Origin of the sequence: Ruminococcus albus 7 = DSM 20455 (assembly GCF_000179635.2) — a bacterium.
In the GTDB taxonomy this organism is placed as follows: Bacteria; Bacillota; Clostridia; order Oscillospirales; family Ruminococcaceae; genus Hominimerdicola; species Hominimerdicola alba.
The window spans coordinates 204637-228631 of record NC_014833.1; the positions used below are offsets into that span (position 1 = coordinate 204637).

A 23995-nucleotide genomic window follows, 5' to 3' on the forward strand; every position below is an offset into this window, starting at 1 on the left:
GGTGAGTGACAATGATGGATAATAAGAATAACAAGCACTCTCCGGCGTTTGATCTGGAGGCGCTTACAAAAGCGTATGAGCGTTCTCTTAACGATGTAACGCTGGGCGGCAAGGATATACCGACTCCTGATAATGTACGTGCACACAGGAACACCCAGCCTGTTGGTGAGCTGAAAAGTTTTGTCCCCGATGAGGGTGTTTCTGAGCACGATAAGATAGTAGATAAGATAAGGGCAGACCGCCGCAAGCGCAGTCACAGCGTATGGACGGACAACCCTTTGCTGAAGCCTAAAAAGAGCGTATGGATAGATGATGAGGCGGAAGAACGCCCTGCTGAGCCTGTAAAGTATCGTCAGCCTGAAAGACAGCAGCCTGTGCAAAAGCAGCTGCCGCCTGATTTCATAGCACCGCTGCCCGTTATGACAAAGCCTTCTGAACCCAAGCCAATACCGGATTTTGATGAGGTAGTTGATGCGGCTATGGACAGACCTGTAAGCAAGAGCGTAGTTCCGCTGCTGAACGAAAGACCACGCAAACAGGAACTCCAGATGAAGCTGGGGTCACAGGGCGATGCAAGAGTACGTGAGGTGCCTCGCAGGGTCAACAAGCAGAAAGTAACAGTGGATATGTCTGGGTATCCTACTGAGGATGAAAGCCCTAACAAGCGTACAGTATCGCTGAAGATGCCGCTGTCTAAAATGAACCTTGATGACCTGCGCGAACCGTTGCATGACAAAAAAGCAGAAAAGACTGAAACAGCCAAAGCACAGGCTGTTTCTGAGCCTGCCGATAAAGCGGATGAGCATGAAAAGACCGCGGAATTCAGCCCGGTCAGGGAAACGGCTGAGATGCATGATGCTGTTAAAGCAGTGGAGGACAAGCCTTCGGCGGATGTTTCTGCTGTGGTGAATCAGGTCTCAACGGAGGCAAATGCGGCTTCTGAAGAAGCTGCTGCGGTAAAGGCTGAAGAAGTCAAGACTCCCGAAATGAAGCACAGTGTCGATGATGCTTACGACTTTGCTGATATGATAAAGAAGATCCGCACCGAGAAAAAGGGCAAGGTCGATGAGGAATACAGCAGGGGCGGTGTCAGCGAACACACACAGATCACCGATAAGGCACAGCGTCACGGCGTTGATCCTAAGTATATAATGCCGAAGAAGAATCTCTCAAAACGCAAGAAGTCCAAGACGCATGAGCTGGAATTCCACTTCATCAATTGCATAATGTGTATATGCATAATATTTGTGATATTCTTCTCACTGCTGTTTATGGAGAGGGAGAGCGGATTTATTAATTCCGAGAACAGGAATCTTGCAGAATTCCCTTCATTCAGCATAAAGGATTATTTCTCGGGAAAGTATACCAAGGCTATAGATGATTATTTCACAGATACTATCCCCGGACGTGAAGAACTTAAAAAGTTCGGCGCGGCTTATGAACGTCTGAAGGGTATAGACCTGGGCGGTGCGAAGGTAAGTGGTACTCACAAGACTGCTGAAAAGGAAACTCTTGATGAGAAAAAGCGTGCTGCTGTTACAACTGTGACCGCAAATACCGATCCCAAGGCAGTTACTACCACTAAAGCCAAGGGCAAGGACGGCAAGAAGACTACGACTTCAAAAAAGGAGAAGGTAGTAAAGCTGCCTGAGATACTTGATGACGGAGTGCTCGAAGGCGATGTCATCGTATTCGGAAAGGGCAAGGATGTGCGTGCAGTAGCGGGCTATTACGGTATGTTCGAGACAGGTGCGCTCTATGCCAAGACTATAAACAAGTACAAGGAAGCTATGCCCGAGGTCAATGTATACAACATGACCATACCAACATCTGCGGCTTACTATATGCCCAAGAATTTCAAGGACATCGTTGCCGATCAGAAGGATAATATCGACAATATAGCATCCGAACTGAGCGGTATAATAAACGTTGATGTATTTGATGCCATAGGTGCTCATGCCAATGAGTACATCTACTCCCGTACAGACCACCACTGGCAGCCTTTGGGTGCTTATTATGCAGGCAGGGTGTTTGCAGAAAAGGCAGGGGTAAAGTATGCAGATATCAAGACTTATGAGAAGTTCAAGATAGATGGATTCCTGGGTACGATGTATGCCTACAGCAACTACGACAGCAAACTGGAGGCTAATCCCGATACTTTCATCTACTATAAGCCCGATAACAATTATACTACAAAGTACTACAATACCGATTTTACAAACGGTGAAGAGGGCAGCCTGTTCTTTGATTTTGCTGAGGGCGTTAACTGCTACTCGGCAATACTGGGCAAAGATGAAGAGATCACTGAGATAACTACCGATGCCGATAACGGCAGAACGCTGGTCATTTTCAAGGACAGCTTCGGTAATGCACTGGTGCCTTTCCTGACACACAGCTTTGAGAAGATATACGTGTGTGATTTCAGATACTTCGACGAGAACGCAATTGAGTTCTGCCGTGCGGTAGGCTGTACCGACCTGCTGTTCTCCATCTCAATAACTTCCTGCTCGACTGAAACGCACATCACCGCGATAAACAACAACCGCGTGCAGGATTCCGCAGTGCCTTTGGAGATACAGTCGGATGAACCCGAGGAAAGTCAGCCCGAAGAGAAACCTGATGAGAACGAATCAAAACCCGAAGACGGAAATGCTGACAGCGCCGCTGAAAATAATGAGAATACCGATAATGCCGATGACGGCTATGAGGATTAGTTATGAAGGAACTTGAATACCCCTTTGACAGCGGGTATATAATGAAAAAGAAAAAGTCGCTGAAAAGGCGGCTGACCGAAGAGGTAACACCCGTACAGACCAAGCGCATAGCTGTGCTGGGCGGGTCTACCACCTCGGATATAGTATCGGTGCTGGAACTTTTCCTGCTGAACTATGGCATAAAAGCTGAGTTCTACGAATGTGAATATGCCCAGTACAGGCAGGAAGCACTGTTCCCATCGGAAGAACTTATGGCTTTCAAGCCCGAGATAGTATTTCTGCATACGGGGCTTCGCAATCTCACTTTCAAGCCGACACCCAAAATGTCGGAAGCTGATATAGCCGAGGGTCTTGAAAACGAGATAGCGGGCTATAAGCAGATGTGGGAAAGCCTGAAAGCTAACTTCGGCTGTGCTGTGGTACAGAACAATTTTGAACTGCCGGGTTTCAGACTTCTGGGCAACAGTGACGGCAGCGATAAGAGAGGTCTTGTAAATTACGTCACAAGGCTGAATCTCAGGCTGGCGGAGGAGATAAATGCTGCAAGCGGAGTGTATCTCAATGATATCAACTACCTGTCGGCAGTATGCGGACTTGATGCATGGAGCGACCCGCAGTACTGGTATCTTTACAAATACAGCCTGAATATCCGCTTTATACCCGACCTCTGCTTTGAGGCCGCAAAGGTCATAAAAGCCATATGCGGAAGAAATAAAAAGGTACTTGCCCTTGACCTTGACAACACCCTCTGGGGAGGCATCGTCGGTGATGACGGTGCTGAGAACCTGACCATAGGGCAGGAAACTGCCGAGGCTATGGCTTATTATCAGTGGCAGGAATATGTGAAGTCGCTCAAAGACATAGGTGTCCTTCTGACAGTATGTTCAAAGAACGAGGAAGAAAACGCTATGGCAGGGCTTGAACATCCCGAGGGCGCACTAAGACCTTCGGACTTTACAGTGATAAAGGCAAACTGGGAGCCAAAGAGCGAAAACCTTATAAATACGGCGAAAGAGCTGGATATACTGCCCGAAGCTATAGTGCTGGCAGACGATAACCCGGCTGAAAGAGAGATAGTCCGCGGAAGTGGATTTTCTGCACCTGATATGGACAATGTTGGCGATTATATCCGCGTTATCGACCGTTCGGGGTTTTTTGAGGTGGTCAGCCTTTCGGCGGATGACCTGAAACGCAACGAGATGTATGCCGCGAATATGCAGAGAAAGCAGGAACAGTCAAGATTTGCAGATTACGATGATTATCTGAGAAGTCTTGATATGTATGCGGAGATAGCATCTTTCAAGCCCATGTATGTGCAGCGTCTTGCACAGCTGGCAGGAAAGAGCAATCAGTTCAATCTGACCACAAGGCGTTTCACCGTTACTGAAATGGAAGAACGCATGAACAGCGCAGAGTACATCACCCTTTATGGCAAGCTTGTGGACAAGTACGGTGATAACGGAGTGGTATCGGAAGTTATAGGCCGTATCGAGGGCAGTGTTCTTTATATGGAGCTGTGGCTGATGTCATGCAGGGTGCTGAAAAGGGGCATGGAGTACGCCATGCTGGATGAACTGGTGAAAAATGCAGAAAATGCAGGCATCACCGAAATAGTGGGCTACTATTATCCCACGGCAAAGAATAAAATGGTGGCACAGTTCTACGGTGAACTGGGCTTCGATAAGCAGAGTGAAAATGAGAACGGCGATACCGTGTGGAAGCTGGCACTCTGTGACTATAAAGAAAACCGCAACAAGGCTATAAAAGTAAATTCGGAGGGATAACGATGCTTCTTCTTAAACAGACAATGACAAGACTTACCGATGTTTTCAGAGATGTTTTCGATGACGACAGCCTGAACATCACACCCAATACTACCGCAGATGATATAGAGGACTGGGATTCCATCGAGCATATCACACTTATAGGCGCTGTTGAGGATGAGTTCGGTATGAAGTTCAAGATGGGCGAAGTATCGGGCATGAACAATGTGGGCGATATGCTGAAGATAGTAATGGAGAGGGGCAAGTAAGCCCGTATACCGAAAACGGAGGTGTCGGTGTGAGTTTTACACTGTGTGCAGGGGTGTATTCCCCCGGGGAAGATAAAGTGAAAAGCAGCTATAGCTGTAAAGGCAGGAATATCAGCGGCATACTCAGCGCTGAACTGATACTGACCTGTGCCAGGGAATATATAGAATTGCTGCCCAAGCAGGTCTTCTTCTTTATAGACCTGCCAAGACAGGACAGCGAGGACTGCTATGATACCTATATACTCGACTGCACAAAAAAAGTCGCACTGGCATTACTTGACCACTACGGGGATATCCTTGTGAATGACGGCCCTTCAAGGTTCGGATTCGGGGGATACCCTTATGAGGACGAAATGATGTTCGGGGAATTCCAGGAATTTACAGCATACTGCGACAGCGTGAAAGCGGATAAGCTTTGTGAGATGCTGGACAGGACAGGTGCGGTAAAGCAGGAAAAGGCAGACAGTCTGAGGGACTATATGTCCGATGAGGATGAGGGTATACTCAGCCCTGTGGAGGCTGACGGAATAACAGTATATGACCTTCCTACATTGTTGGCTGATGCGGGAATGTATATGGCTGAATAAGAACTGCAGACTTACGAAACCGGAACAAGGAGGTAAAAGTATGAATATATGGCATGATATATCACCCAAGGCGATATCAAAGACAAAGTTCACAGCTGTTGTTGAGATACCAAAGGGTTCAAAGGTAAAGTACGAACTTGACAAAGCGACCGGACTTCTGAAAATGGACAGGATACTGTATACATCCACCCATTATCCTGCTAATTACGGTTTTATCCCACGTACCTACGCAGAGGACGGCGATCCCCTGGACGTGCTGGTACTGTGTTCTGAAACGCTCCAGCCCCTTTCACTGGTGGAATGCTATCCGATCGGCATGATAATGATGATGGATAACGGTGCGGCGGACGAGAAGATAATCTGCATACCCTTCAATGACCCGACTTACAATGTATACAAGGATATAAGCGAACTTCCGAACCATATATTTGATGAAATGAAGCATTTCTTCACGGTATATAAGGCACTGGAAAACAAAGATACCGTCATAGACGATGTCAAGAACGTTGATGAAGCAGTGAAGACCATTGATAGCTGCATTGACAGATATATCGAGTGTTTTTGCAAGTGACATATAGCGGAAGGAGCGAGTGCGTATGTCTTTTTTAGGAAAACTGTTCGGCAAAAAGGAAAATCCGGAACCGCAGCCGAAACTCAGAGAAGGCGAGATAGCTACCCCATGGGGACCGTTTATGTACCTGGGAATAAAGTATAACTCGTTTGAATACGAAGGCATGGTAGATTGGTATGATGATGCTGATGAACAGTGTGATGTTTCGATAGAAACAAATGCTGTCGGTTCGGACGATATGAGCGAGGGCTTTGAAAGATTCGCCCAGCTGATGAATAACAGGGCAGAAATGGACTACAAGGTAAAGATGGCTGCACTGGATAAACTGGCGGACAGCGAGGGCATGATAATGAGCGAAAGCGAACATATGCTGATGTCAAAGACACTGTTCCCTGAAAAGATGGTCATTGAATGCATATCGGTTATGCGTGACGGTTGTACGCACTTTACCATGTGGGATACCGATATATACGATATCTACAATATTACTGTGATCTATACAGATAAGGGAACCTTTGAGGTCGAAATAGATAATCTCAGATAATAACGAAATAAAAAGGCTGCGTTATAGGACTATGCTGATATAGAAGCATTGCGCCATCGTTGTGCTATAATTGCTGCTAAGAGAAATCAGGCTTTGACAGAGAAAAAGTGATATGAAAAATATTGTTTCAGAGTGGTATGAAGAAAAAAAGAATGTTGATGAAATGCGGAATTGGAATTTGGCACTAAAAGAATGGGAACAGTCGGTTATCAGTTATTTTCCTCCGGGTGCCAGAATATTGGATATTGGTTGTGGCTTAGGACGGGAAGCATTTGCATTATCCGATCTGGGATATGATGTGGTCGGAATTGACATTTCAAAAGAAGTCATATCACAGGTCAAACAGCTGTCTGCCGAAAAAGGATATCATATTTCATTTCAGGAATATGACGGGGAACATCTGAATTTCCCTGCAGGATCATTCGATGTCATAATTATTTGGGCACAAACATTTGGATTGTTATATGGAAACGAATTCAGGAAGAACTATTTGTCAGGATGTAAAAAAGTCCTTAAAAAAGGTGGACTATGCAGTTTTTCAACGCATGATCACAGGTTTCTGACGGAGCATTATCCAAATTGTCTGGACGGTCACAGGTTCTATCCTTTTGCCGATTCCGAAATATACTGGGAGACATTTGAAGTGGATGATCTGATACAGTTTGCAGAGCAGGCGGGCTTTGATGTTATCCTTTGTGAAAAAGGAAACATTTATAAGCCGGAAGACGGAACAATCCTGCATTGTCTATGCAGAAAATAGATCCGGCAGATTCTGATTTATCCAAGCAGCAGGTAATACAATGCCCCTGAGCACTCTGAAGCGTTCAGGGGCATAACTTCTATATGGGTAGCTGTCTATAAGGGCAGCCTTTTTGTTTTATATAGTATCACAGATGATCTTCTGTGTGGGAAGGTGAAACGTCTGATGCAACGGGCTGTATACGTATGCTACCTGTGAGATTATTGCCGGGCAGCCTGTATTTTTCTGCAAGTGCAGGACCGCAGGCAGCGGAGCCTACTCCTGCCATGAAGAAATCGGCACATATCACGCTGTATCCGCTTTTTTCGAGTTCAAAGTTATGCCGTTTGGCAGCGAGTTCTTCCTGAGTGTAGCACGATGCATTGAAGGAGAATCCCTCGTGCTTTGTAAAACGAAGAACAGTGGTGCCATCGGATACGGACATTCTTTTGCATCCGAAGTGGGATCCGTTTTCCTGCGGTCGTATATAGTCTTCGTGCATATAACTGATATCCGAAGTAAAATTCCCCATATAGCAAGCCTGATGCTTGTCGCAGTAGCTTTCGTACTTGCCGTATCCGAAGTATTCTATATCAGTGAAACTTTCGGGCAGGAAGAACCTCAGACCGAAACGCGGATATACCTCGATCTTGTCGGAGAGCTCAGCTTTGCAGAGAATATCAACTCCTCCCGACGGGTCTATGCGGTATTCGGCTTCAAGCCTTGCAAAGGGCTTGTTGATGCTCCAGCCGAGGGACAGCTTCGCACGTATCACAGCACAGCAGCTATCCTCTTCAAGAGAAGTATCATATACCTTAACGATATGGTCATCAAGATGCAGCTTGCGCCAATCGTCCCTCATTGTATCGTTATCCACAGGGGCGCGGAAGAAGTTATATTCCATAGGTCTTGCGAGGATATCTCTGCCGTCTTTTGATATCTTTTCAAAGACAGCTGTACGTCTGTTGAAGACATATTCGCAGTTGTTGGCAGTCACACGGATCCACAGGGGAGTTTCCTCACATTTCGGAGGCTCTCCGGTTATTGCGGCTATGACGTGTTCAGCAGTATACAGCTTTATCTGGTCGAAGCATACCACTTCTCCTTTCTTGAATACACCCTCATTCTTTGCAGTAAAGATGAATCTTATGTAGGTGTCATCGGTGAAGTGGCCTGCCGCCTCGGGTACAGCAACAATGGTGCAACCCTCGGGAGGTACGCTGAAATTCAGGCTGCCATCTGCAAGTATGCCGCCGTCATGGGTGATCTCCCAGCGGCAATCCAGTTCGTCCCCCGCATCTTTGAAGCGAAGTATGCTTTTTATGAGGAAACTGTCGGCGGCATCACCTTTAGTCACCCTTACAGGGCGGTATACCTGTTTTACTTCCATAAGTCCCGTATGAGGAGTCCTGTCGGGATAGCACAGGGCATCCATGCAGAAATTACCGTCGTTGTGACGTTCTCCGCTGTCACCGCCGTAGCCGAATTTCGGTTTTCCGTCCTCGGTGTGTCCCAGTATCACTGCATGGTCAGCCCACTCCCATACAAGTCCGCCGCACAGTCTTTCATTGGACATGAACAGTTCGTAATAATCTTCAAGATCTCCCGGACCGTTGCCCATAGCGTGACAGTATTCACAGAGTATGAACGGACGGTGTTCGTTCTTCTTATCAAGGAACCTGCGTATATCGGGTAAAGAGGTGTACATCTCAGATACCATGTCAAGGACATCATCGGGTGTGTCATCCAGCTTGTGAGTGCTCTCATAGTGGACAGGCCGTGTGCTGTCCAGTGACTTGACCAGCTTTGCGGCTTCTCGCAGATTCTCACCATAGCCGCTCTCGTTTCCCAGTGACCAGAAAATAACGCAGGGACGGTTTATATCCCTTGTTACCAGCAGACGCTCGCGGTCAAGTATAGCTTTCCTGAACATAGGATCACCTGCAATAAGTGCTATGCCGTTGTAGCCCTTTGTCCATTTCATATCATTATAGGCTTCCACACACCCGTGGGATTCAAGATCTGCTTCATCTATCACGTAAAGACCTAACTCATCACACATGGCATAGAATTCGGGTGCGTTTGGATAGTGTGAAGTCCTGACAGCATTGATATTATGGCGCTTCATCATAATGAGATCATAGCGCATTTTCTCTCTGTCGGCATAGTAGCCGGTATCAGGATAACTGTCATGGCGGTTAACGCCAAGTATTTTAATATGTCTGCCGTTGAGTTTCAGTATGCCGTTCTCGATGCTGACTTTTCTGAAGCCTGTTTTTTCGGATATTATCTCCTTATCTGTTTCTATCTCTGTTCTGTAAAGATAAGGGCATTCTGCTGACCACAGCCTGATATTTTCAAGCTTATGGCAAAGAGTTTCCCCGTCCCTTGCTTTTCCCGAGAATATCAGCTTATCACCGTCAAACAGACGTATATCCGCATCTGTACCTGATAATGTCACTTCAAATATTCCGTTGTTGAAGCTTTCATCGGGGCAGGCATTTATGCGGAAGTCCGTAATCCTTTTTTTGGGGCGTGAAAGCACATAAACATCGCGGAAGATGCCTGAAAGCCTGAATTTATCCTGGTCTTCAAGATATGTGCCGTCGCACCACTGCAATACAGCGGCGGTGATATGGTTTGTTCCGGTTTTCAGAAAGTCTGTTATATCAAATTCTGAGGTGTGATGTGACACCTGCGAGTAGCCGACGAATTTACCGTTGACGTACAGGTATATACAGCTGTCTGCGCCCTCGAAACACAGTATCCTGCGCATACCGTCGGAGGTATAGCTGTAGCTTCTGCGATACACACCTACGGGAGTATCGTCCGGGACGTAAGGCGGATCGAATGGTATGGGATAGCATACGTTGGTATACTGTGGCTTTCCAAAACCATTGAGCTGCCAGTTTGAGGGTACCAATGTCTTTACTGAGCCGGACATATCTGTGAGATCATCGGGCATATCCACTATACTTTCATAATAGCAGAAATCCCATTCACCGTTAAGCAGTTCAAAACGATCAGACTCCTCACGGCAGGCAGAAGCGTCCTGACCATTGGCAAAGGGTATGAAGTAACAATGTTCTGCAAGGGTGCCGATATGCAATACTGACGGTTCCTCGTGATATATCATCATGCTCTTTGGCGAGCCGTTTTTTGAGATAGCAGAAATATCCATGATCTCCTCCGTGATTATAATATCTCCCCATTCCGGCATTTTAATAAGGAATGGGGAGCATAGTATAGTATCAGCAGCTATTTTTCTGCTGCATTTCTTTTTACCCCCAGTACCAGTTTATCGCCGTCATCATCATGTATCATGGCGATCCTTGCAGTAACAGGGAGCGGTCCTTTATCTGTTTTAAGGGCGTAATTTATGGTGAAACTGCCATCCCTTTCGATGGCATCCATAACGTTCTCCTTGGTAAACTGACTGCGGAAACGTTCACAGTCCTCCTTGCTGTATATGGCTTTGTGGCAGTTGTCACGGCCTGATCTGAAAAAGTCCGTGCCTTTTATTGCAAAACCATAGCTTTTATAAATATTTGAGGCTTTATATTCGGTATAGTTTTCTGTCAGCGGATCAATGGTATAAAGACAGATGTAATCTCCTGAAATTGCCATTACAAGGGTGTACAGCTTTTCGTTGCGATGTATCTGTTCAAGCATGAGCTTTTCTTTCATCTGTTGATCGACGTTGCTGACACCTATTATTATGTGAGAAGGATCGTGTCCCATACGCATGGCTTTCATGTCCATGTATACAGGTTCATTATTGACCATAAGTCTGTAAGTGATCTTGAAATTACCCTGCTCGTCCAGTGATGAAATGATATGCTCTTTGGAGAATGTATTTATGAACATATCTATATCCTCTGAGTATATAACTTTTCTGGCTTTTTCAAAACTGGTATTGAAAAAGTCCTTGCCGTGGCTTCTTACAGAGATATCGTCCTCGCCCATTTTGGAGGTGTATTCGGTGTAACTGTCGTTTTCAAGATCGACATAGTAAAGACTGATATAATCGGCTGCCAGTGCTTTTGCTATGTTCACGTATGAGATACTGCTGCTGTCATTTATTGAGAGCGAGGCAACAGCTATTGCAGCCGTGCCGTCGGTGTTTACGGCGATCTTTCGCATACAGGAACGTATCGACAGACTGCCGATCTGTTCTTCCAGAAAAAGTATTTCGTCACTGTTTCGGCATTTGGTCAGGTTTTTCATGAAATCACTTTTTTCTACTATATCATTGTCTTTGAAAAAATACACCTGTGGTGTCACGGCCATGCCGAAGTACCTTTGCATAAAATCTCTGTAGGATGAGTTAGTACGTACAAAGCGCACGCTGTTATCATTGATCTCGATTATGGACATGGGCAGGGTGTCGAAGTATTTGTCAAATCCGCCCGTGTTGCCCTGTGCTACCGTTGAAAGATCGTGCAGGCTCACTCTGCCTATCTCCTCATAATAGTAAGACTGCTCAGGAGATTCAAAGCCTATCTGTATGCCTTTTTCATACTTCTCTATTATCTTCTCGACGGGTATGGGCTTTTGATAGAAATAGCCCTGCAATTTTGCACAGCCTGCCTCCTGCAGGAACTTGACCTGATCCTCGGTTTCCACGCCTTCACAGACCGTATCAAGCTCCAGCGAGTTAGCCATACGCAGAAGTTCGGTGAGTATTATCCTGGTCTTGGGACTGCTGTCGAACTGCTGCATGAAACGCATATCGAATTTCAGCAGATCGAATTTTATGCTCTGCAGCAGATCAAGTGAAGAGTAGCCGCTGCCGAAGTCATCCATCCACACGGCAAAGCCTTCTTTTTTGAACCGTTCTATCTGATTTTTCATGAATTCAAAATCTTCACCGATGATACTCTCGGTGATCTCGATGTTTATCATGCTGCGGCTTATGCCTGCCTTATCTGTACGGCGGCATATCTCGCTTACTATATCGCAGCAGTCGAAATCAGACCGTGAAAGGTTGATAGACTGTGGCATTATCGTCAGCCCTGCATCCGAAAGTGTTTTTATTTTCTGCAGTACGCAGTCTACCATATAAAGATCAAGCTTGTATATCAGCTTGTGATCTTCAAGCACCGATATGAAATCAGCCGGTGACATGAACCCTTTTACCGGATCTATCCATCTTGCCAGTGCTTCTTCATCACACACCTTGCCGTTTACAGCGCGAACTATAGGCTGATAGTATACAGTTATCCACTTTTCTTTTATTGCCTTATCAAGGTTTGCGATTATATACTGCTGTTTGTCTTCTTCATCCTTCATTTTCATATTGTAGTAGCTGAATTCGGAAGAATAATGATTTTTAAGGGTATCACAGGCGAATTTTGCCCTGTCGCACGCCATGCTAGCAACTATGCTGTCCTGCCAGTATTTGTATATCCCTACGTGAATGGGCAGAGTTTTTCCGTTGTTCATTACGGCACTATCTTCAAATACTCCGCGCAGCTGAGTTTCTGCATCCTCTGCATTGGTTATCACGGCAAAATGATCCTGTCCCAGACGGCTTGCGTTCTCGTTGCCGAAATACTTAGCCAGTATCCTTGAGAATGCCTGCAAAAGCTTATCGCCCTCAGCAAAGCCAAATTTATGGTTGAAATACTTCATTCCGCTGAAATCCATATACAGCAAAGCAGGCGTGCCGCCTTCGGATATTATCACCTGTTTTTTGTATGTAGCAAGCTCAAAGAAATATGTCATGCCGGGCAGACCTGTGAGGTGGTCATAATAGCTGGCTTTCAGCATACGCTCTTCATAAAGTGCTATATGCATGGAATCCCTCAGCGGATCAGCTCCTTTTTTATCAGAAGAACTGCTGCCTTCGTAAGTATACCAGACCTGCGCCAGCCGCACGCCTGTTTTGGTCACAGTGTGTTTGCCCTGAGCGTGTATTATACTGTAATCTGAACTGTATTTTGTTTTTGTACGGTAGATAACATTATACTCATCTTCCTCGTTTGCGAATCTCAGAGCAGCATCTGCGATTCGTGCAGTATCATCGGGATGAGTTGCCTTGTGCATATCGTTATCCATATCATAATAAGCCTTGGAGAGGTCATCATAGCCAAAGAGGTCACAGAAACCCTTTGAGAGTATCAGTGTGACAACGCGCTTGTTGATAAACTGGTATATTGCAAAAGGTATATCAGAGCTTTCCATCATAGCTCGTTCATTGTCAGAAAAGCAATATTTTTCCATTGCATATCACCTCTGTGAAATTCAAAATTGTGACTCTTTGTGAATTGCTACATATTCCTAGAAGTCTATTTACTTTATTATAACAGATTTTACAATATAAGTCAATGATTTTACGAAAGTTAATTAATATAACTTAATTGAATACAAATTAAAAAAATAGTCGTAAACGGCGGATCAGCGAAGAAATATGACACTATAAAAAATTAGTAAAATTTACATAAAAATAATTGACTTTTGTGTGAGATAGTGCTATAATATATTGCGACAGTTCGATTGCGCCATCCTGTCATATGCCGGATCAAACGGCATAAAAACAAAACCAGGGCACATAACGGTATAAGGCTTGGGTCGTATTCCCATGCCGATACTCTGTGCGCCTGCATTATTTGCGGACGCATTATTTTTTTGGAGGTTTAAAATGTATAAACTTAGAACCGAAGCACATTTCGACAGCGCACATTTTCTGGCTGGATATAATGGAAAATGTGCTAATATACACGGTCACTGCTGGAAACTGGAGGTAGAGATATCAGGCTGTGATCTTCAGCAGGATCGTGAAAAGAGAGGTATGCTGATAGATTTCGGTGATCTGAAAAAGGCTGTACGTGCAGCGGCAGATTCATTTGACCACACACTGATATATGAAAAAGGAAGCCTTAAAGCCACAACTCTGGCAGCATTAAATGACGAGGGCTTTTCCCTTACCGAGGTTGACTTCCGTCCGACTGCTGAGAATTTTTCAAAGCATTTTTATACTATGCTTTCAGGACAGGGACTTCCCGTCAGCAGGGTGACGGTATATGAGACCGCTGAAAACTGCGCTTATTATGAGGGCGAATGATATGGGGACACTGAAGCTTGCCGAAAACTTCGTAAGTATAAACGGAGAGGGCAGATATGCAGGAGAGCTGGCGCTGTTCATGAGATTTGCAGGATGCAATCTGCAATGTGACTGGTGTGATACAAAGTGGGCTAACGGGGCTGATGCTCCGTTTACCGAAAAAACAGCAGTACAGCTTGCAGAGATCGCAGAGGATGCAGCAGACGGATACGGTCTGCACCGCGTCACCCTCACGGGCGGGGAGCCGCTTTTACAGAAGGATATAGCAGAACTGATAAATGCACTGAATGATCGCGGTCTGGATGTTGAGATAGAAACAAACGGCTCGGTACCAATAGCACCTGTGGCTGAGATCTGCAGGGTGCGGCCTGTTTTTACTATGGATTACAAGCTGCCTTCCAGCGGTATGGAAAGCCGTATGTGTATTGAAAATCTTTCACAGCTTAAAGAGAGCGATACACTGAAATTTGTGTGCGCATCAAAGGAAGATCTGAAACGTGCAGTATGGGTCCTTGATACGTACGAGCCTGTCTGTATGGTATATCTCAGCCCTGTTTTCGGGCGGATAGAACCTAAGGATATGGTTGAGTTCATGAAAGAGAAGAAACTTGGCAAGGTGCGTCTGCAATTGCAGCTGCACAAGTTTATATGGGATCCGAATGAGAAAGGGGTTTGAAATATGGATAAGGAAAAAATAAAGTTCCACATAAAAGGCTTGCTTGAAGCCATCGGTGAAGACCCTGAGAGAGAGGGACTTAAAGATACTCCCACGCGTGTGGCTAATATGCTGGCGGAAGTTCTTGAGGGCACCGCATACACGAACCACGATATAGCCGAGATGTTCGGCAAGACCTTTACTTCCGAGGATATCGGGGCGGAAGAAGCTATCGTAATGAAGGATATAACTGTCTTCAGTTACTGCGAGCATCACATGGCACTGATGTATGATATGACAGTTAACGTAGCGTATATACCCAATGGCAAAGTTCTTGGGCTGAGCAAGATAGCACGTATCTGCGAGATGGCAGGAAAGCGTCTGCAGCTGCAGGAAAAGCTGGGAAGGGACATAGCGGAGATAATTTCGGAGGCAGCAGGAACTTCCGATGTTGGTGTTAAGATATCGGGCTGCCACAGCTGCATGACGGCAAGGGGCATAAAGAACAGTTCCTCACACACCGAAACACGCACATATCTCGGCAAATTCAGAACAGACAGCGATCTGAAAAAATTACTTGATTGAGGTGCAGCATGAAAGCATTGGTATTATTCAGCGGCGGTCTTGACAGTGCGACCTGTCTGGCGCTTGCTATAAAAAAACACGGTAAAGAGAACGTTACTGCACTGTCGGTATTTTACGGACAGAAACACGATAAGGAGATACAGGCTGCAAAAAATGTGGCGGAATATTATGGTGTAACACTTAAAACGCTTGACCTGGCATTGATATTTGCGGATTCGGATTGTTCACTGCTTTCAAATTCCGATAAGGATATACCTCACGAAAGCTATGCTGAGCAGCTTTCGCATACTGACGGAAAGCCTGTATCCACTTACGTTCCTTTCCGCAACGGACTTTTTCTGGCTTCTGCGGCAAGCATAGCTATATCCCTTGACTGCGGTGTGATATACTACGGTGCTCATGCTGATGATGCGGCAGGCAACGCTTATCCCGACTGTTCGCAGGCTTTCAATAATGCCATGAACAGCGCAATAACTATCGGCAGCGGTGAGCAGGTACATATCGAAGCACCTTTTGTGGGTCTTACAAAGGCTGATGTAGTAAAAATGGGAACTGAGCTTGGAGTGCCTTACGAACTTACATGGAGCTGCTATGAGGGCGGAGAAAAGCCCTGTGGAGTCTGCGGCACCTGCATCGACAGGACTGCGGCTTTTGAGGCAAACGGGCTTACAGACCCTCTGCTGAAAGGAGAATGAATATGACAGGCAGAACAGAAAACGAAAGAGGAAGCATATCCCTGCTTGGGAATAACAACACAAAGTACAGCGCAGACTACGCTCCCGAGGTGCTGGAAACATTTCCGAACAAGCACCCCGACCGTGATTATTTTGTAAAGTTCAACTGTCCCGAATTCACAAGCCTTTGTCCGATCACAGGACAGCCTGATTTCGCGACGATATATATATCATACATCCCGGCCGAGAGAATGGTTGAGAGCAAATCGCTGAAGCTGTATCTGTTCAGCTTCCGCAATCACGGTGATTTCCATGAGGACTGCGTGAACATCATCATGAACGACCTTATAAAGCTGATGGAACCCAAGTACATCGAGGTATGGGGAAAATTCCTGCCGCGCGGCGGCATATCCATTGATCCTTACTGCAACTATGGCATTAAGGGCACAAAGTGGGAGGAACTGGCATGGCAGCGTCTGGCACAGCATGATATGTATCCCGAGGACGTAAACAACAGGTAACTCGCAGTTATACTGATGCGAATAAATACAGCCGCATCCATGAGTATGCGGCTGTTTGCGTTTGCATACAAAAAGATCCCCGCCCGGAAATTTCCGGACGGGGATCGCCGTTTATGACCGTGCTTCTGCGGCGGAAGCTTTTCTGACGTTCACCATTTGTAAAAAATAAAATCAGAGCAAACATTGTACCTTACAAATAACGGATAACAAGATCAATAACCAATAAACTATACCATGTACCTGATCTATGTACTATTAAAAGAATAAATCTTTTTCGGGAACGTCAGCGGAATAACGAGCCTTTATCAGGGCTCGAATTCCATCGTTACTGTGCTGTTGACCAGGTCAAGAGCAGTCTGCAGTTTTGCAAGTGTATTGCGTGCCTTTTCGTAATCTGCCTTTGCCTGTGCAGGGTCGTAGTTGGTGTAGGTGTAGTCGATGATGTTGTTGTAGTTGCTTGAAGTGCATCTGCGCTTCGGCAGTACGTTCCTCATGGCGAACAGCTTGGTTATACGTGCATTCAGCTGAGGTATGTACACCAGCACCTGATCTATTGTCATATCGAATCCCGGTACTTCGGTGGTGCAGTTGAATACATTCACAGTGTGTTTCAGCTTTCTTATTTTTCTGTCCAGCTCATCCAGCTGTGCCTGAGTAGATGTGTAGTCGTATTCGGGACGCAGTTCATCGGGATCTTCGCCCACGGCTGCGTTATACTCCTTGCCGTTACGCTCTGCTATGCAGAGATTGTTGTATTCATCGGTATAACCTCTCAGTATCTTAGCAGCTTCTGCAGATGTTATCTTCATAATATCTCCTCCTCGTAAGTATTGTACTCTTGTTGTTTTCTGAACTAAGTATAACACATCAGCGATGATTTTTCATATAAAAAAATCTGCGATGTCAGATCAGGCGGTATAAAAAGGAACTGCTCTCCCTTGCGGAAAAGCAGTTCCAAGCTATATAAGATGGGGTCATCGTGTAATGCACAGGAATGATATCAAAAAGAGTGTACAAGGTTATCAGCCTTGTACACTCCGTCGTGCATAGCGTTATATGTGATTATTTAACATAGAACAGCAGCTGACCGTATGTAGGATAAGGCCAGTACTTTTCGCCTACAAGAGTTTCGATCTCGTCAGCGGATGCTCTCAGCTCACCCATAGCTACGAATACAGTATCGTGGTAGAAGTTAGCCAGAGCTTCAACATCGTCGATATCTCTTGCCTTGACCTCAGCTTCTTCCAGCGAAGCAAGTCTGCGGTAGGTCTGTGCAGCCAGTGAAGAAAGTCTCTTGACCATATCGTCCTCGAAGGAGGTGTCAGCACCGCATTCCTTAGCCAGCTGAGAAGTTTTAGCCAGTTCCTTGATATATGTAGCAACAGCGGGCAGGATATCCTTTTTAGCCATATCTATCATGGTCAGTGCCTCGATGTTGAGGGTCTTGCAGTACTCGTCCAGAAGTATCTCAACTCTGGATTTCAGCTCGGTCTCGCTGTAAACATTATACTTGGAGAACAGCTCAACATTCTTGGGTGCGAGGTATGTGGGTATAGCCTCTGGAGTGCTCTTCAGGTTCAGCAGACCTCTCTTTTCAGCTTCGGTTACCCAATCAGCGGAATAGCCGTCGCCATTGAAGATGATGTTCTTGCTTTCCTTGATAGTGTTCTTGATGAGGTCATCCAGCGCATCCTGGAAGTTATCAGCCTTTTCAAGCACATCTGCGAAATCGTCCAGTACCTTTGCAACTATGGTGTTGAGCACTGTGTTGGGACCTGCACAGGAAAGTTTTGAACCGGGGCTTCTGAACTCAAACTTATTGCCTGTGAAAGCAAAAGGAGAAGTTCTGTTTCTGTCGGTAGTATCCTTAGCGAAGTGAGGCAGTACGTCAACACCGATCTCCATCTCAACGTGTTTGCCTTCATACTTGTAACCGTTAACGATAGCGTCAAGTACACCTGTCAGTTCATCGCCCAGGAATATGGAGATGATAGCGGGAGGTGCTTCGTTAGCGCCCAGTCTGTGATCGTTGCCTGCAGTAGCAACACAAGCCCTCAGAACATCCTGATAATCATATACAGCCTTGATGACAGCTGTGAGGAACAGCAGGAACTGTGCGTTCTCGGCAGGGGTCTTGCCGGGTTCGAGGAGGTTAATGCCTGTATTTGTGGAAAGCGACCAGTTGTTGTGCTTGCCCGAACCGTTGATGCCTGCAAAGGGCTTCTCGTGCAGGAGGCACTTGAAACCGTGCTTTCTTGCTGTACGCTTCATGATCTCCATTGTCAGCTGGTTGTGATCGGTAGCGATATTGGTAGTGCCGTAGATAGGTGCAAGCTCGTGCTGTGCGGGAGCGACCTCGTTGTGCTTGGTCTTTGCATATATTCCAAGCTTCCAGAGCTGCTCATCAAGATCCTTCATGTAAGCGGCAACTCTTGTCTTGATAGTGCCGAAGTAGTGATCTTCAAGCTCCTGACCCTTAGGTGCGGGTGCGCCGAACAGTGTTCTTCCTGTGAAGATCATATCCTTTCTGTGAGAATACATCTCTCTGTCAACAAGGAAGTATTCCTGCTCGGGACCTACGTTGGAGATAACTCTTGTTGCGTCTGAACCGAAGAGTTTCAGTACTCTCAGTGCAGACTTGTTGATAGCCTCCATAGATCTCAGCAGAGGAGTTTTCTTATCCAGTGCTTCACCGTTGTAAGAACAGAAAGCGGTGGGTATGCACAGGGTCTTTTCCTTTATAAAAGCATAGGAAGTAGGATCCCATGCGGTATAGCCTCTTGCCTCAAATGTTGCTCTCAGTCCGCCGGAGGGGAAAGAAGAAGCATCGGGTTCGCCCTTTACAAGCTCCTTGCCCGAGAATTCCATAATAACATGACCGCCGTCTGCGGGCTGAATGAAGCTGTCCAGCTTTTCAGCTGTAAGACCTGTCATAGGCTGGAACCAGTGTGTGTAGTGTGTGCAGCCCTTTTCAACTGCCCAGTCCTTCATTGCATTAGCCACGATGTTTGCCACATCGGGTGCAAGCGGATCGCCGTTGTCGATGGTCTTTTTCAGTGCCTTGTAGGTAGCCTTAGGCAGTCTTTCTCTCATTGCCGACTCGTTGAAAACATCTGAGCCGAATATTTCGGGTACGTTGGTCATAATTATCCCTCCAAAAATATTAAAGGCGCTGCGGACTTTTTCGTCCACAGCGCCATTGCTGTTTACGTGTATGAGTATACACCAATCCGGACAGTTTGTCAAGGGGTTTTTGGATTTTCAGCCAAAAGGACAAATCAAAGTGCTGTCTGTCGTTGCGGTTTGGTGCATTCATCCCAAAAGTTAGCTTCTGCAGTTGTAGGATATGCTGAACTTATTATAAGCTGAAAATACCGTCACAGCGAAGTTTTCATGTGTTTTTCATTGACAGCGGACATAAAATGTGTTATCATTATGGATAACGATGAGGGGACGGCACCCATGATAAAAAACGGACATCGTACAACAGAAAAAGGTTTTAGTTACAAAGGGGAGGACACCCATGATAAAAAACATTATTGTAACGGATGAAAACGGCAAAATGATAGGCACCACCTACCCTAAAAGGGCAGCTGGGCTTGTAAAGAACGGTCGGGCAGAGTATGTCAGCGACTGTGAGATAAGACTGATATCTGCTCACGCTCCGACCGCAGAGATAAAAACGGAGGAACAACAGATGAGCAAGATAATAGAATTTGATGCGAGAAAATTCGCATTTGACAAGAGCTGCCGCTCCAATTCGGGGCTGCGTACATTTATCACCCTTTCCCTTGGCACTGCCGAGGTATGGGAGATAGGTGACCATGACAGACACAGGTCACAGATAATCAGCAGGATGAAGCTGCAGAGGTTCACTGATTATACTTTCCGCTTTGCTATGGTGGGCGGTCATAATGAGAATGGTGATGAGGTATCCCTTGTGAATATCTTCCCTGAGAACAGGTGGGATGACAGACTTACCTATGCACTGGACAAGGACCGCTACGAGCCTGTTATCAGCAAGCGTGACAAGACAGGTCTGCTGAGGGTATTCGAGCTGCCTTTCAACTCGGGTAATGCTGAGGATTGGTGCATAGTCATCACTCAGGAAAAAGCACCTGCAAAGTTCACAGCACCCCTGCCTCTTGATGCTTACGCAGGGCTTGAGAATATGACTTACCGTCAGTGGATCAACGAGAACGGCAAAAAGCGCAGCTTTTTCAACAGAGAGCCAAACAAGGACAGCGGTTTCATATTCCGTGACCCCTTTGCAGGCGGAAGTACTTTCAGAAAACTGATAGATATGGCAAAGCAGGGTGCAGATGTTGACAGTATAATAGAAAAGGCAAGGAGAGGCTTTGACCTTGAAAGTCTTATCGAACAGGTAAAGCAGGGCATAGACCCCGACGGCGAACTTTTCGGCTGCGAGAAGAGCACTCCCGATTATGTGGATAACGGCAGCGACAACGCAAGCGGTTTCACCACAGGTTCAAACGGTATGAACGTCAACTGCACTGACCTTGATATCAACGAGAGCGAGTTTGCAGAAAAGCTTTTGCAGATAGGAAGCGGCTGCACTTTCAGGATGACAGATGTGAATATCGGTCCCTGCGGCGACAGAAGCTGCATGATTATAGGCAGCCCGACCTCGGGCAGCACCCTGTGCTTTGAGGATGTGACCATGACCTCATATGCGCTTTCGATGATAATGGCTAAGGTCGGCGGAGGATGCGTAGTTACATTCACTGATGTTACCATTACCGCGGACGGCGTGGATTCCATGATAGATGCCGATAACGATGCAAGCGGAATAAAATTCGTGCTGAACGATGTTACTCTGCCAAAGCAGGCACTTGACCTTATCTATTCAAAGATAAAGACAGGCAGCACCATCACAGCCAACAATATTTCTTCCACATTTACAGCATCTTCGGAAACACAGGAAAAACCTGCGGCTGAAAAGAACGTACAGCAGGGCAAGGAAGAAGCACGCGGCGGATATTTCTTCAAGGATATGCTGAAAAGCACTTTTGAAAATGCGGCTGAGAGCTTCAACACTTTCGGAGAGATGATGCGCAAAGCTGAGAACGATATATCTAATGTGATCGGTGATATCGTGAACGATAAGAACGGTTCTGGCGATGCTCCCGACAAAAAGGAGAATGCCGAGCCTGAAACTGATGACAGTGTTGATACTGACGGCGAAGAATAATGTATATACGGCACGTGAAAACCACGTGCCGTATTTTTACACAAAATGGAAGACCGTATTTCGTGCATTAAGCCGATAGAAGATAATGCAATAAAAGTGTTATAATATATAAATGAAACATAGTCAAAAGGAGGACTGATCATGAGCGATGTTATCGAAAAGATCATCACAAGAAGAAGTGTAAAGGCTTTCACAGACGAAATGCCTACCGAGGAACAGCTCGAAGCTATCCTGAAAGCCGGTACCTATGCACCTACGGGCATGAACAGACAAGCACCCATAATGATAGCTGTTACAAACAAAGAGGTGCGTGATAAGCTTTCTGCCATGAATGCTCGTATAATGGGCATGGAAGGGAAGATAGACCCATTCTACGGTGCACCTGTTGTCATAATAGTTCTGGCTGATAAAAGTGTCAACACCCGCGTTTATGACGGCAGCCTTGTTATGGCTAATCTTATGCTGGCAGCCCATGATCTTGGTCTGGGCAGCTGCTGGATACACCGCGCGAAAGAGGAATTTGAAACCGATGAGGGCAAGGCTCTGCTGGCAGACCTTGGTATCACAGGTGAGTATGAGGGTATAGGTCACTGTATAGTCGGACATATCAAGGGTGATTATCCCGCAGAAAAGCCGCGTAAAGAAAACTATGTATATTATATAAAGTAAGGAGGACATTACTATGCCATTCATAAATATAAAGACCAATGCAGCTGTTACCCCCGATAAGGAGGAGAGCATAAAATCTGCTATGGGTCAGGCAATAACCGCTATCCCCGGCAAGTCTGAAAGCTGGCTCATGGTAGGTATCGAGCCTGAGTACAAACTCTGGTTCAAGGGTACCAAAGATCCTGCAGCTATGGTACAGGTAAGCATATACGGTACTGCCGACAGATCTGCAAAGAATAAGCTCACAGGCAAGATATCCGAGATAATCGGTGACGAACTCGGTATCAGCCCGTCACGTATATATGTAAGCTACACCGATACCCCCGACTGGGGCTGGAACGGCGCTAATTTCTGATAACAAAAAGCCCTTGTCTGATATCGGACAAGGGCTGTATTTATTCTGAAATGGCGTCAAGAGAAAGGGTAGCTATGCCATTTAGGGAGCCGTCGGCACGTTTGCCAGCAAGAAAATCGTAATAGCCCTGACAGGATATCATGGCACCGTTGTCTCCGCAGTATTTAAGCTCAGGCATATACACCTTGAAACCGCGCTTGTCGCATTCCTTTTGCAGCAGTTCTCTTACACCCGAATTAGCAGAAACACCACCTGCAAGACCTATGGTCTTGTAGCCGAGGTTTTCTGCAGCCAGCATGGTCTTATCTACCAGTGCTTTAGCCACTGTTGCCTGGAATGAAGCCGCCATGCCTTCGCGGTCTATGGGAACACCTTTCTGTTCGGCGTTGTGGACGAGATTTATCACCGCGGTCTTCAGTCCCGAAAAGCTCAGGTCGTACTCACTGCCCTGCACACGGGGCTTAGGCAGAGCGTAGGCCTTTGGGTCGCCCTGCTTTGCGGCGGCATCTATGAACTTTCCGCCCGGGTATTCGTAGCCCAGTGTTCTTGCCACCTTGTCAAAGCACTCACCTGCCGCATCATCACGAGTTCTGCCGACAACGTGGTAGTGGGTATAATCCTTTACCTCGACGATATGGGAATGTCCGCCCGAAGCGACAAGGCAGAGATATGGCGGTTCAAGGTCGGGATGGGAGATATAGTTTGAAGCGATGTGTCCCGCGATGTGATGTACGGGTACAAGAGGCTTTTTGGTGCTCATCGCAAGTCCCTTGGCAAAGCTTACACCAACCAGCAGCGCACCTATCAGTCCCGGTGCGTAGGTGACGGCTATAGCATCTATGTCATCCATTGTGCAGTTTGCTTCTTCCAGTGCGGCTTTTGCCACCCATGAGATATTCTCCGCATGGCGGCGTGAAGCTATCTCGGGGACAACTCCGCCGTAGAGCCTGTGTTCATCTATCTGTGAAGCGACGATGTTTGAAAGTACTGTCCTTCCGTTCTCCGTAACGGATATGGCAGTTTCGTCGCAAGAGCTTTCTATTCCTAAGATCTTCATATTATCCTCCGTAT

At 46.3% G+C, this 23995-nt stretch carries 20 protein-coding genes; 15 read left to right on the forward strand and 5 right to left on the reverse strand.

Annotation, left to right across the window (positions count from 1 at the left end; genetic code table 11):
• The first annotated feature begins 11 nt into the window (after positions 1–11).
• From RUMAL_RS01010 to RUMAL_RS01040, 7 genes are all read left to right on the forward strand, one after another.
• On the forward strand, positions 12–2714 hold the full coding sequence (locus RUMAL_RS01010; protein WP_013496950.1) for a DHHW family protein: 2703 nt from the start codon (positions 12–14) through the stop codon (positions 2712–2714).
• Between the two features lie 2 nt (positions 2715–2716).
• Positions 2717–4498, forward strand: a complete 1782-nt coding sequence (locus tag RUMAL_RS01015; protein WP_013496951.1) for an HAD-IIIC family phosphatase — start codon at positions 2717–2719, stop codon at positions 4496–4498.
• Positions 4499–4500: 2 nt separating this feature from the next.
• Entirely contained in the window at positions 4501–4746 is a 246-nt protein-coding gene (locus tag RUMAL_RS01020; protein WP_013496952.1) for an acyl carrier protein, read from the forward strand.
• Between the two features lie 29 nt (positions 4747–4775).
• Positions 4776–5333, forward strand: a complete 558-nt coding sequence (locus RUMAL_RS01025; protein WP_013496953.1) for a hypothetical protein — start codon at positions 4776–4778, stop codon at positions 5331–5333.
• 40 nt (positions 5334–5373) lie between these two features.
• Positions 5374–5904, forward strand: coding sequence for an inorganic diphosphatase (locus tag RUMAL_RS01030; RefSeq protein WP_013496954.1), 531 nt, complete (start codon positions 5374–5376; stop codon positions 5902–5904).
• 25 nt (positions 5905–5929) lie between these two features.
• Positions 5930–6448 (forward strand): DUF2262 domain-containing protein, encoded by a 519-nt coding sequence (locus RUMAL_RS01035; protein ID WP_013496955.1) that lies wholly within the window; start codon positions 5930–5932, stop codon positions 6446–6448.
• 112 nt (positions 6449–6560) lie between these two features.
• Positions 6561–7208 carry a class I SAM-dependent methyltransferase gene (locus tag RUMAL_RS01040; RefSeq protein WP_013496956.1) on the forward strand — a complete coding sequence of 216 codons (648 nt, stop codon included), beginning with the start codon at positions 6561–6563 and terminating at the stop codon, positions 7206–7208.
• 127 nt (positions 7209–7335) lie between these two features.
• On the opposite strand, the gene RUMAL_RS01045 is transcribed toward RUMAL_RS01040, so the two are convergent.
• Positions 7336–10368 carry a glycoside hydrolase family 2 TIM barrel-domain containing protein gene (locus RUMAL_RS01045; RefSeq protein ID WP_013496957.1) on the reverse strand — a complete coding sequence of 1011 codons (3033 nt, stop codon included), beginning with the start codon at positions 10366–10368 and terminating at the stop codon, positions 7336–7338.
• A gap of 77 nt (positions 10369–10445) precedes the next feature.
• Positions 10446–13412, reverse strand: a complete 2967-nt coding sequence (locus RUMAL_RS20435; RefSeq protein ID WP_013496958.1) for a GGDEF domain-containing phosphodiesterase — start codon at positions 13410–13412, stop codon at positions 10446–10448.
• A gap of 418 nt (positions 13413–13830) precedes the next feature.
• Here RUMAL_RS20435 and queD point away from each other — a divergent pair, with 418 nt between their 5' ends.
• From queD to queF, 5 genes are read left to right on the forward strand one after another with little or no spacing between them, the layout of a single operon-like run.
• Entirely contained in the window at positions 13831–14253 is a 423-nt protein-coding gene (gene queD / locus RUMAL_RS01055; RefSeq protein WP_013496959.1) for a 6-carboxytetrahydropterin synthase QueD, read from the forward strand.
• Position 14254: 1 nt separating this feature from the next.
• Complete coding sequence (queE, locus tag RUMAL_RS01060; protein ID WP_013496960.1) at positions 14255–14929, forward strand: putative 7-carboxy-7-deazaguanine synthase QueE; 675 nt, start codon at positions 14255–14257, stop codon at positions 14927–14929.
• A 3-nt stretch (positions 14930–14932) separates the two neighbouring features.
• Complete coding sequence (gene folE, locus RUMAL_RS01065; protein ID WP_013496961.1) at positions 14933–15493, forward strand: GTP cyclohydrolase I; 561 nt, start codon at positions 14933–14935, stop codon at positions 15491–15493.
• 8 nt (positions 15494–15501) lie between these two features.
• A complete protein-coding gene (queC, locus tag RUMAL_RS01070; RefSeq protein ID WP_013496962.1) occupies positions 15502–16188 on the forward strand; it encodes a 7-cyano-7-deazaguanine synthase QueC in 687 nt (228 codons plus the stop codon).
• 2 nt (positions 16189–16190) lie between these two features.
• A complete protein-coding gene (queF, locus tag RUMAL_RS01075; protein WP_013496963.1) occupies positions 16191–16688 on the forward strand; it encodes a preQ(1) synthase in 498 nt (165 codons plus the stop codon).
• 305 nt (positions 16689–16993) lie between these two features.
• Here queF and RUMAL_RS01080 read toward each other — a convergent pair whose 3' ends face one another.
• A complete protein-coding gene (locus RUMAL_RS01080) occupies positions 16994–17497 on the reverse strand; it encodes a hypothetical protein (RefSeq protein ID WP_013496964.1) in 504 nt (167 codons plus the stop codon).
• Between the two features lie 253 nt (positions 17498–17750).
• A complete protein-coding gene (locus tag RUMAL_RS01085; RefSeq protein ID WP_013496965.1) occupies positions 17751–19832 on the reverse strand; it encodes a glutamine synthetase III family protein in 2082 nt (693 codons plus the stop codon).
• 379 nt (positions 19833–20211) lie between these two features.
• Here RUMAL_RS01085 and RUMAL_RS01090 point away from each other — a divergent pair, with 379 nt between their 5' ends.
• The 3 genes from RUMAL_RS01090 (at position 20212) to RUMAL_RS01100 (ending at position 22924) form a co-directional block, all read left to right on the forward strand.
• Entirely contained in the window at positions 20212–21900 is a 1689-nt protein-coding gene (locus RUMAL_RS01090) for a hypothetical protein (RefSeq protein ID WP_013496966.1), read from the forward strand.
• 141 nt (positions 21901–22041) lie between these two features.
• Entirely contained in the window at positions 22042–22569 is a 528-nt protein-coding gene (locus tag RUMAL_RS01095) for a nitroreductase (protein ID WP_013496967.1), read from the forward strand.
• 13 nt (positions 22570–22582) lie between these two features.
• Positions 22583–22924, forward strand: a complete 342-nt coding sequence (locus RUMAL_RS01100; RefSeq protein ID WP_013496968.1) for a phenylpyruvate tautomerase MIF-related protein — start codon at positions 22583–22585, stop codon at positions 22922–22924.
• Positions 22925–22964: 40 nt separating this feature from the next.
• On the opposite strand, the gene tsaD is transcribed toward RUMAL_RS01100, so the two are convergent.
• On the reverse strand, positions 22965–23981 hold the full coding sequence (tsaD, locus tag RUMAL_RS01105; RefSeq protein ID WP_013496969.1) for a tRNA (adenosine(37)-N6)-threonylcarbamoyltransferase complex transferase subunit TsaD: 1017 nt from the start codon (positions 23979–23981) through the stop codon (positions 22965–22967).
• Positions 23982–23995 lie beyond the last annotated feature (14 nt).

Coding starts and splice junctions, on each gene's coding strand:
- RUMAL_RS01010 (WP_013496950.1), top strand. CDS start 12: ATGATGGATAATAAGAATAACAAGCACTCTCCGGCGTTTGATCTGGAG.
- RUMAL_RS01015 (WP_013496951.1), top strand. CDS start 2,717: ATGAAGGAACTTGAATACCCCTTTGACAGCGGGTATATAATGAAAAAG.
- RUMAL_RS01020 (WP_013496952.1), top strand. CDS start 4,501: ATGCTTCTTCTTAAACAGACAATGACAAGACTTACCGATGTTTTCAGA.
- RUMAL_RS01030 (WP_013496954.1), top strand. CDS start 5,374: ATGAATATATGGCATGATATATCACCCAAGGCGATATCAAAGACAAAG.
- RUMAL_RS01035 (WP_013496955.1), top strand. CDS start 5,930: ATGTCTTTTTTAGGAAAACTGTTCGGCAAAAAGGAAAATCCGGAACCG.
- RUMAL_RS01040 (WP_013496956.1), top strand. CDS start 6,561: ATGAAAAATATTGTTTCAGAGTGGTATGAAGAAAAAAAGAATGTTGAT.
- RUMAL_RS01045 (WP_013496957.1), bottom strand. CDS start 10,368: ATGGATATTTCTGCTATCTCAAAAAACGGCTCGCCAAAGAGCATGATG.
- RUMAL_RS20435 (WP_013496958.1), bottom strand. CDS start 13,412: ATGGAAAAATATTGCTTTTCTGACAATGAACGAGCTATGATGGAAAGC.
- queD (WP_013496959.1), top strand. CDS start 13,831: ATGTATAAACTTAGAACCGAAGCACATTTCGACAGCGCACATTTTCTG.
- queE (WP_013496960.1), top strand. CDS start 14,255: ATGGGGACACTGAAGCTTGCCGAAAACTTCGTAAGTATAAACGGAGAG.
- folE (WP_013496961.1), top strand. CDS start 14,933: ATGGATAAGGAAAAAATAAAGTTCCACATAAAAGGCTTGCTTGAAGCC.
- queC (WP_013496962.1), top strand. CDS start 15,502: ATGAAAGCATTGGTATTATTCAGCGGCGGTCTTGACAGTGCGACCTGT.
- queF (WP_013496963.1), top strand. CDS start 16,191: ATGACAGGCAGAACAGAAAACGAAAGAGGAAGCATATCCCTGCTTGGG.
- RUMAL_RS01080 (WP_013496964.1), bottom strand. CDS start 17,497: ATGAAGATAACATCTGCAGAAGCTGCTAAGATACTGAGAGGTTATACC.
- RUMAL_RS01085 (WP_013496965.1), bottom strand. CDS start 19,832: ATGACCAACGTACCCGAAATATTCGGCTCAGATGTTTTCAACGAGTCG.
- RUMAL_RS01090 (WP_013496966.1), top strand. CDS start 20,212: ATGATAAAAAACATTATTGTAACGGATGAAAACGGCAAAATGATAGGC.
- RUMAL_RS01095 (WP_013496967.1), top strand. CDS start 22,042: ATGAGCGATGTTATCGAAAAGATCATCACAAGAAGAAGTGTAAAGGCT.
- RUMAL_RS01100 (WP_013496968.1), top strand. CDS start 22,583: ATGCCATTCATAAATATAAAGACCAATGCAGCTGTTACCCCCGATAAG.
- tsaD (WP_013496969.1), bottom strand. CDS start 23,981: ATGAAGATCTTAGGAATAGAAAGCTCTTGCGACGAAACTGCCATATCC.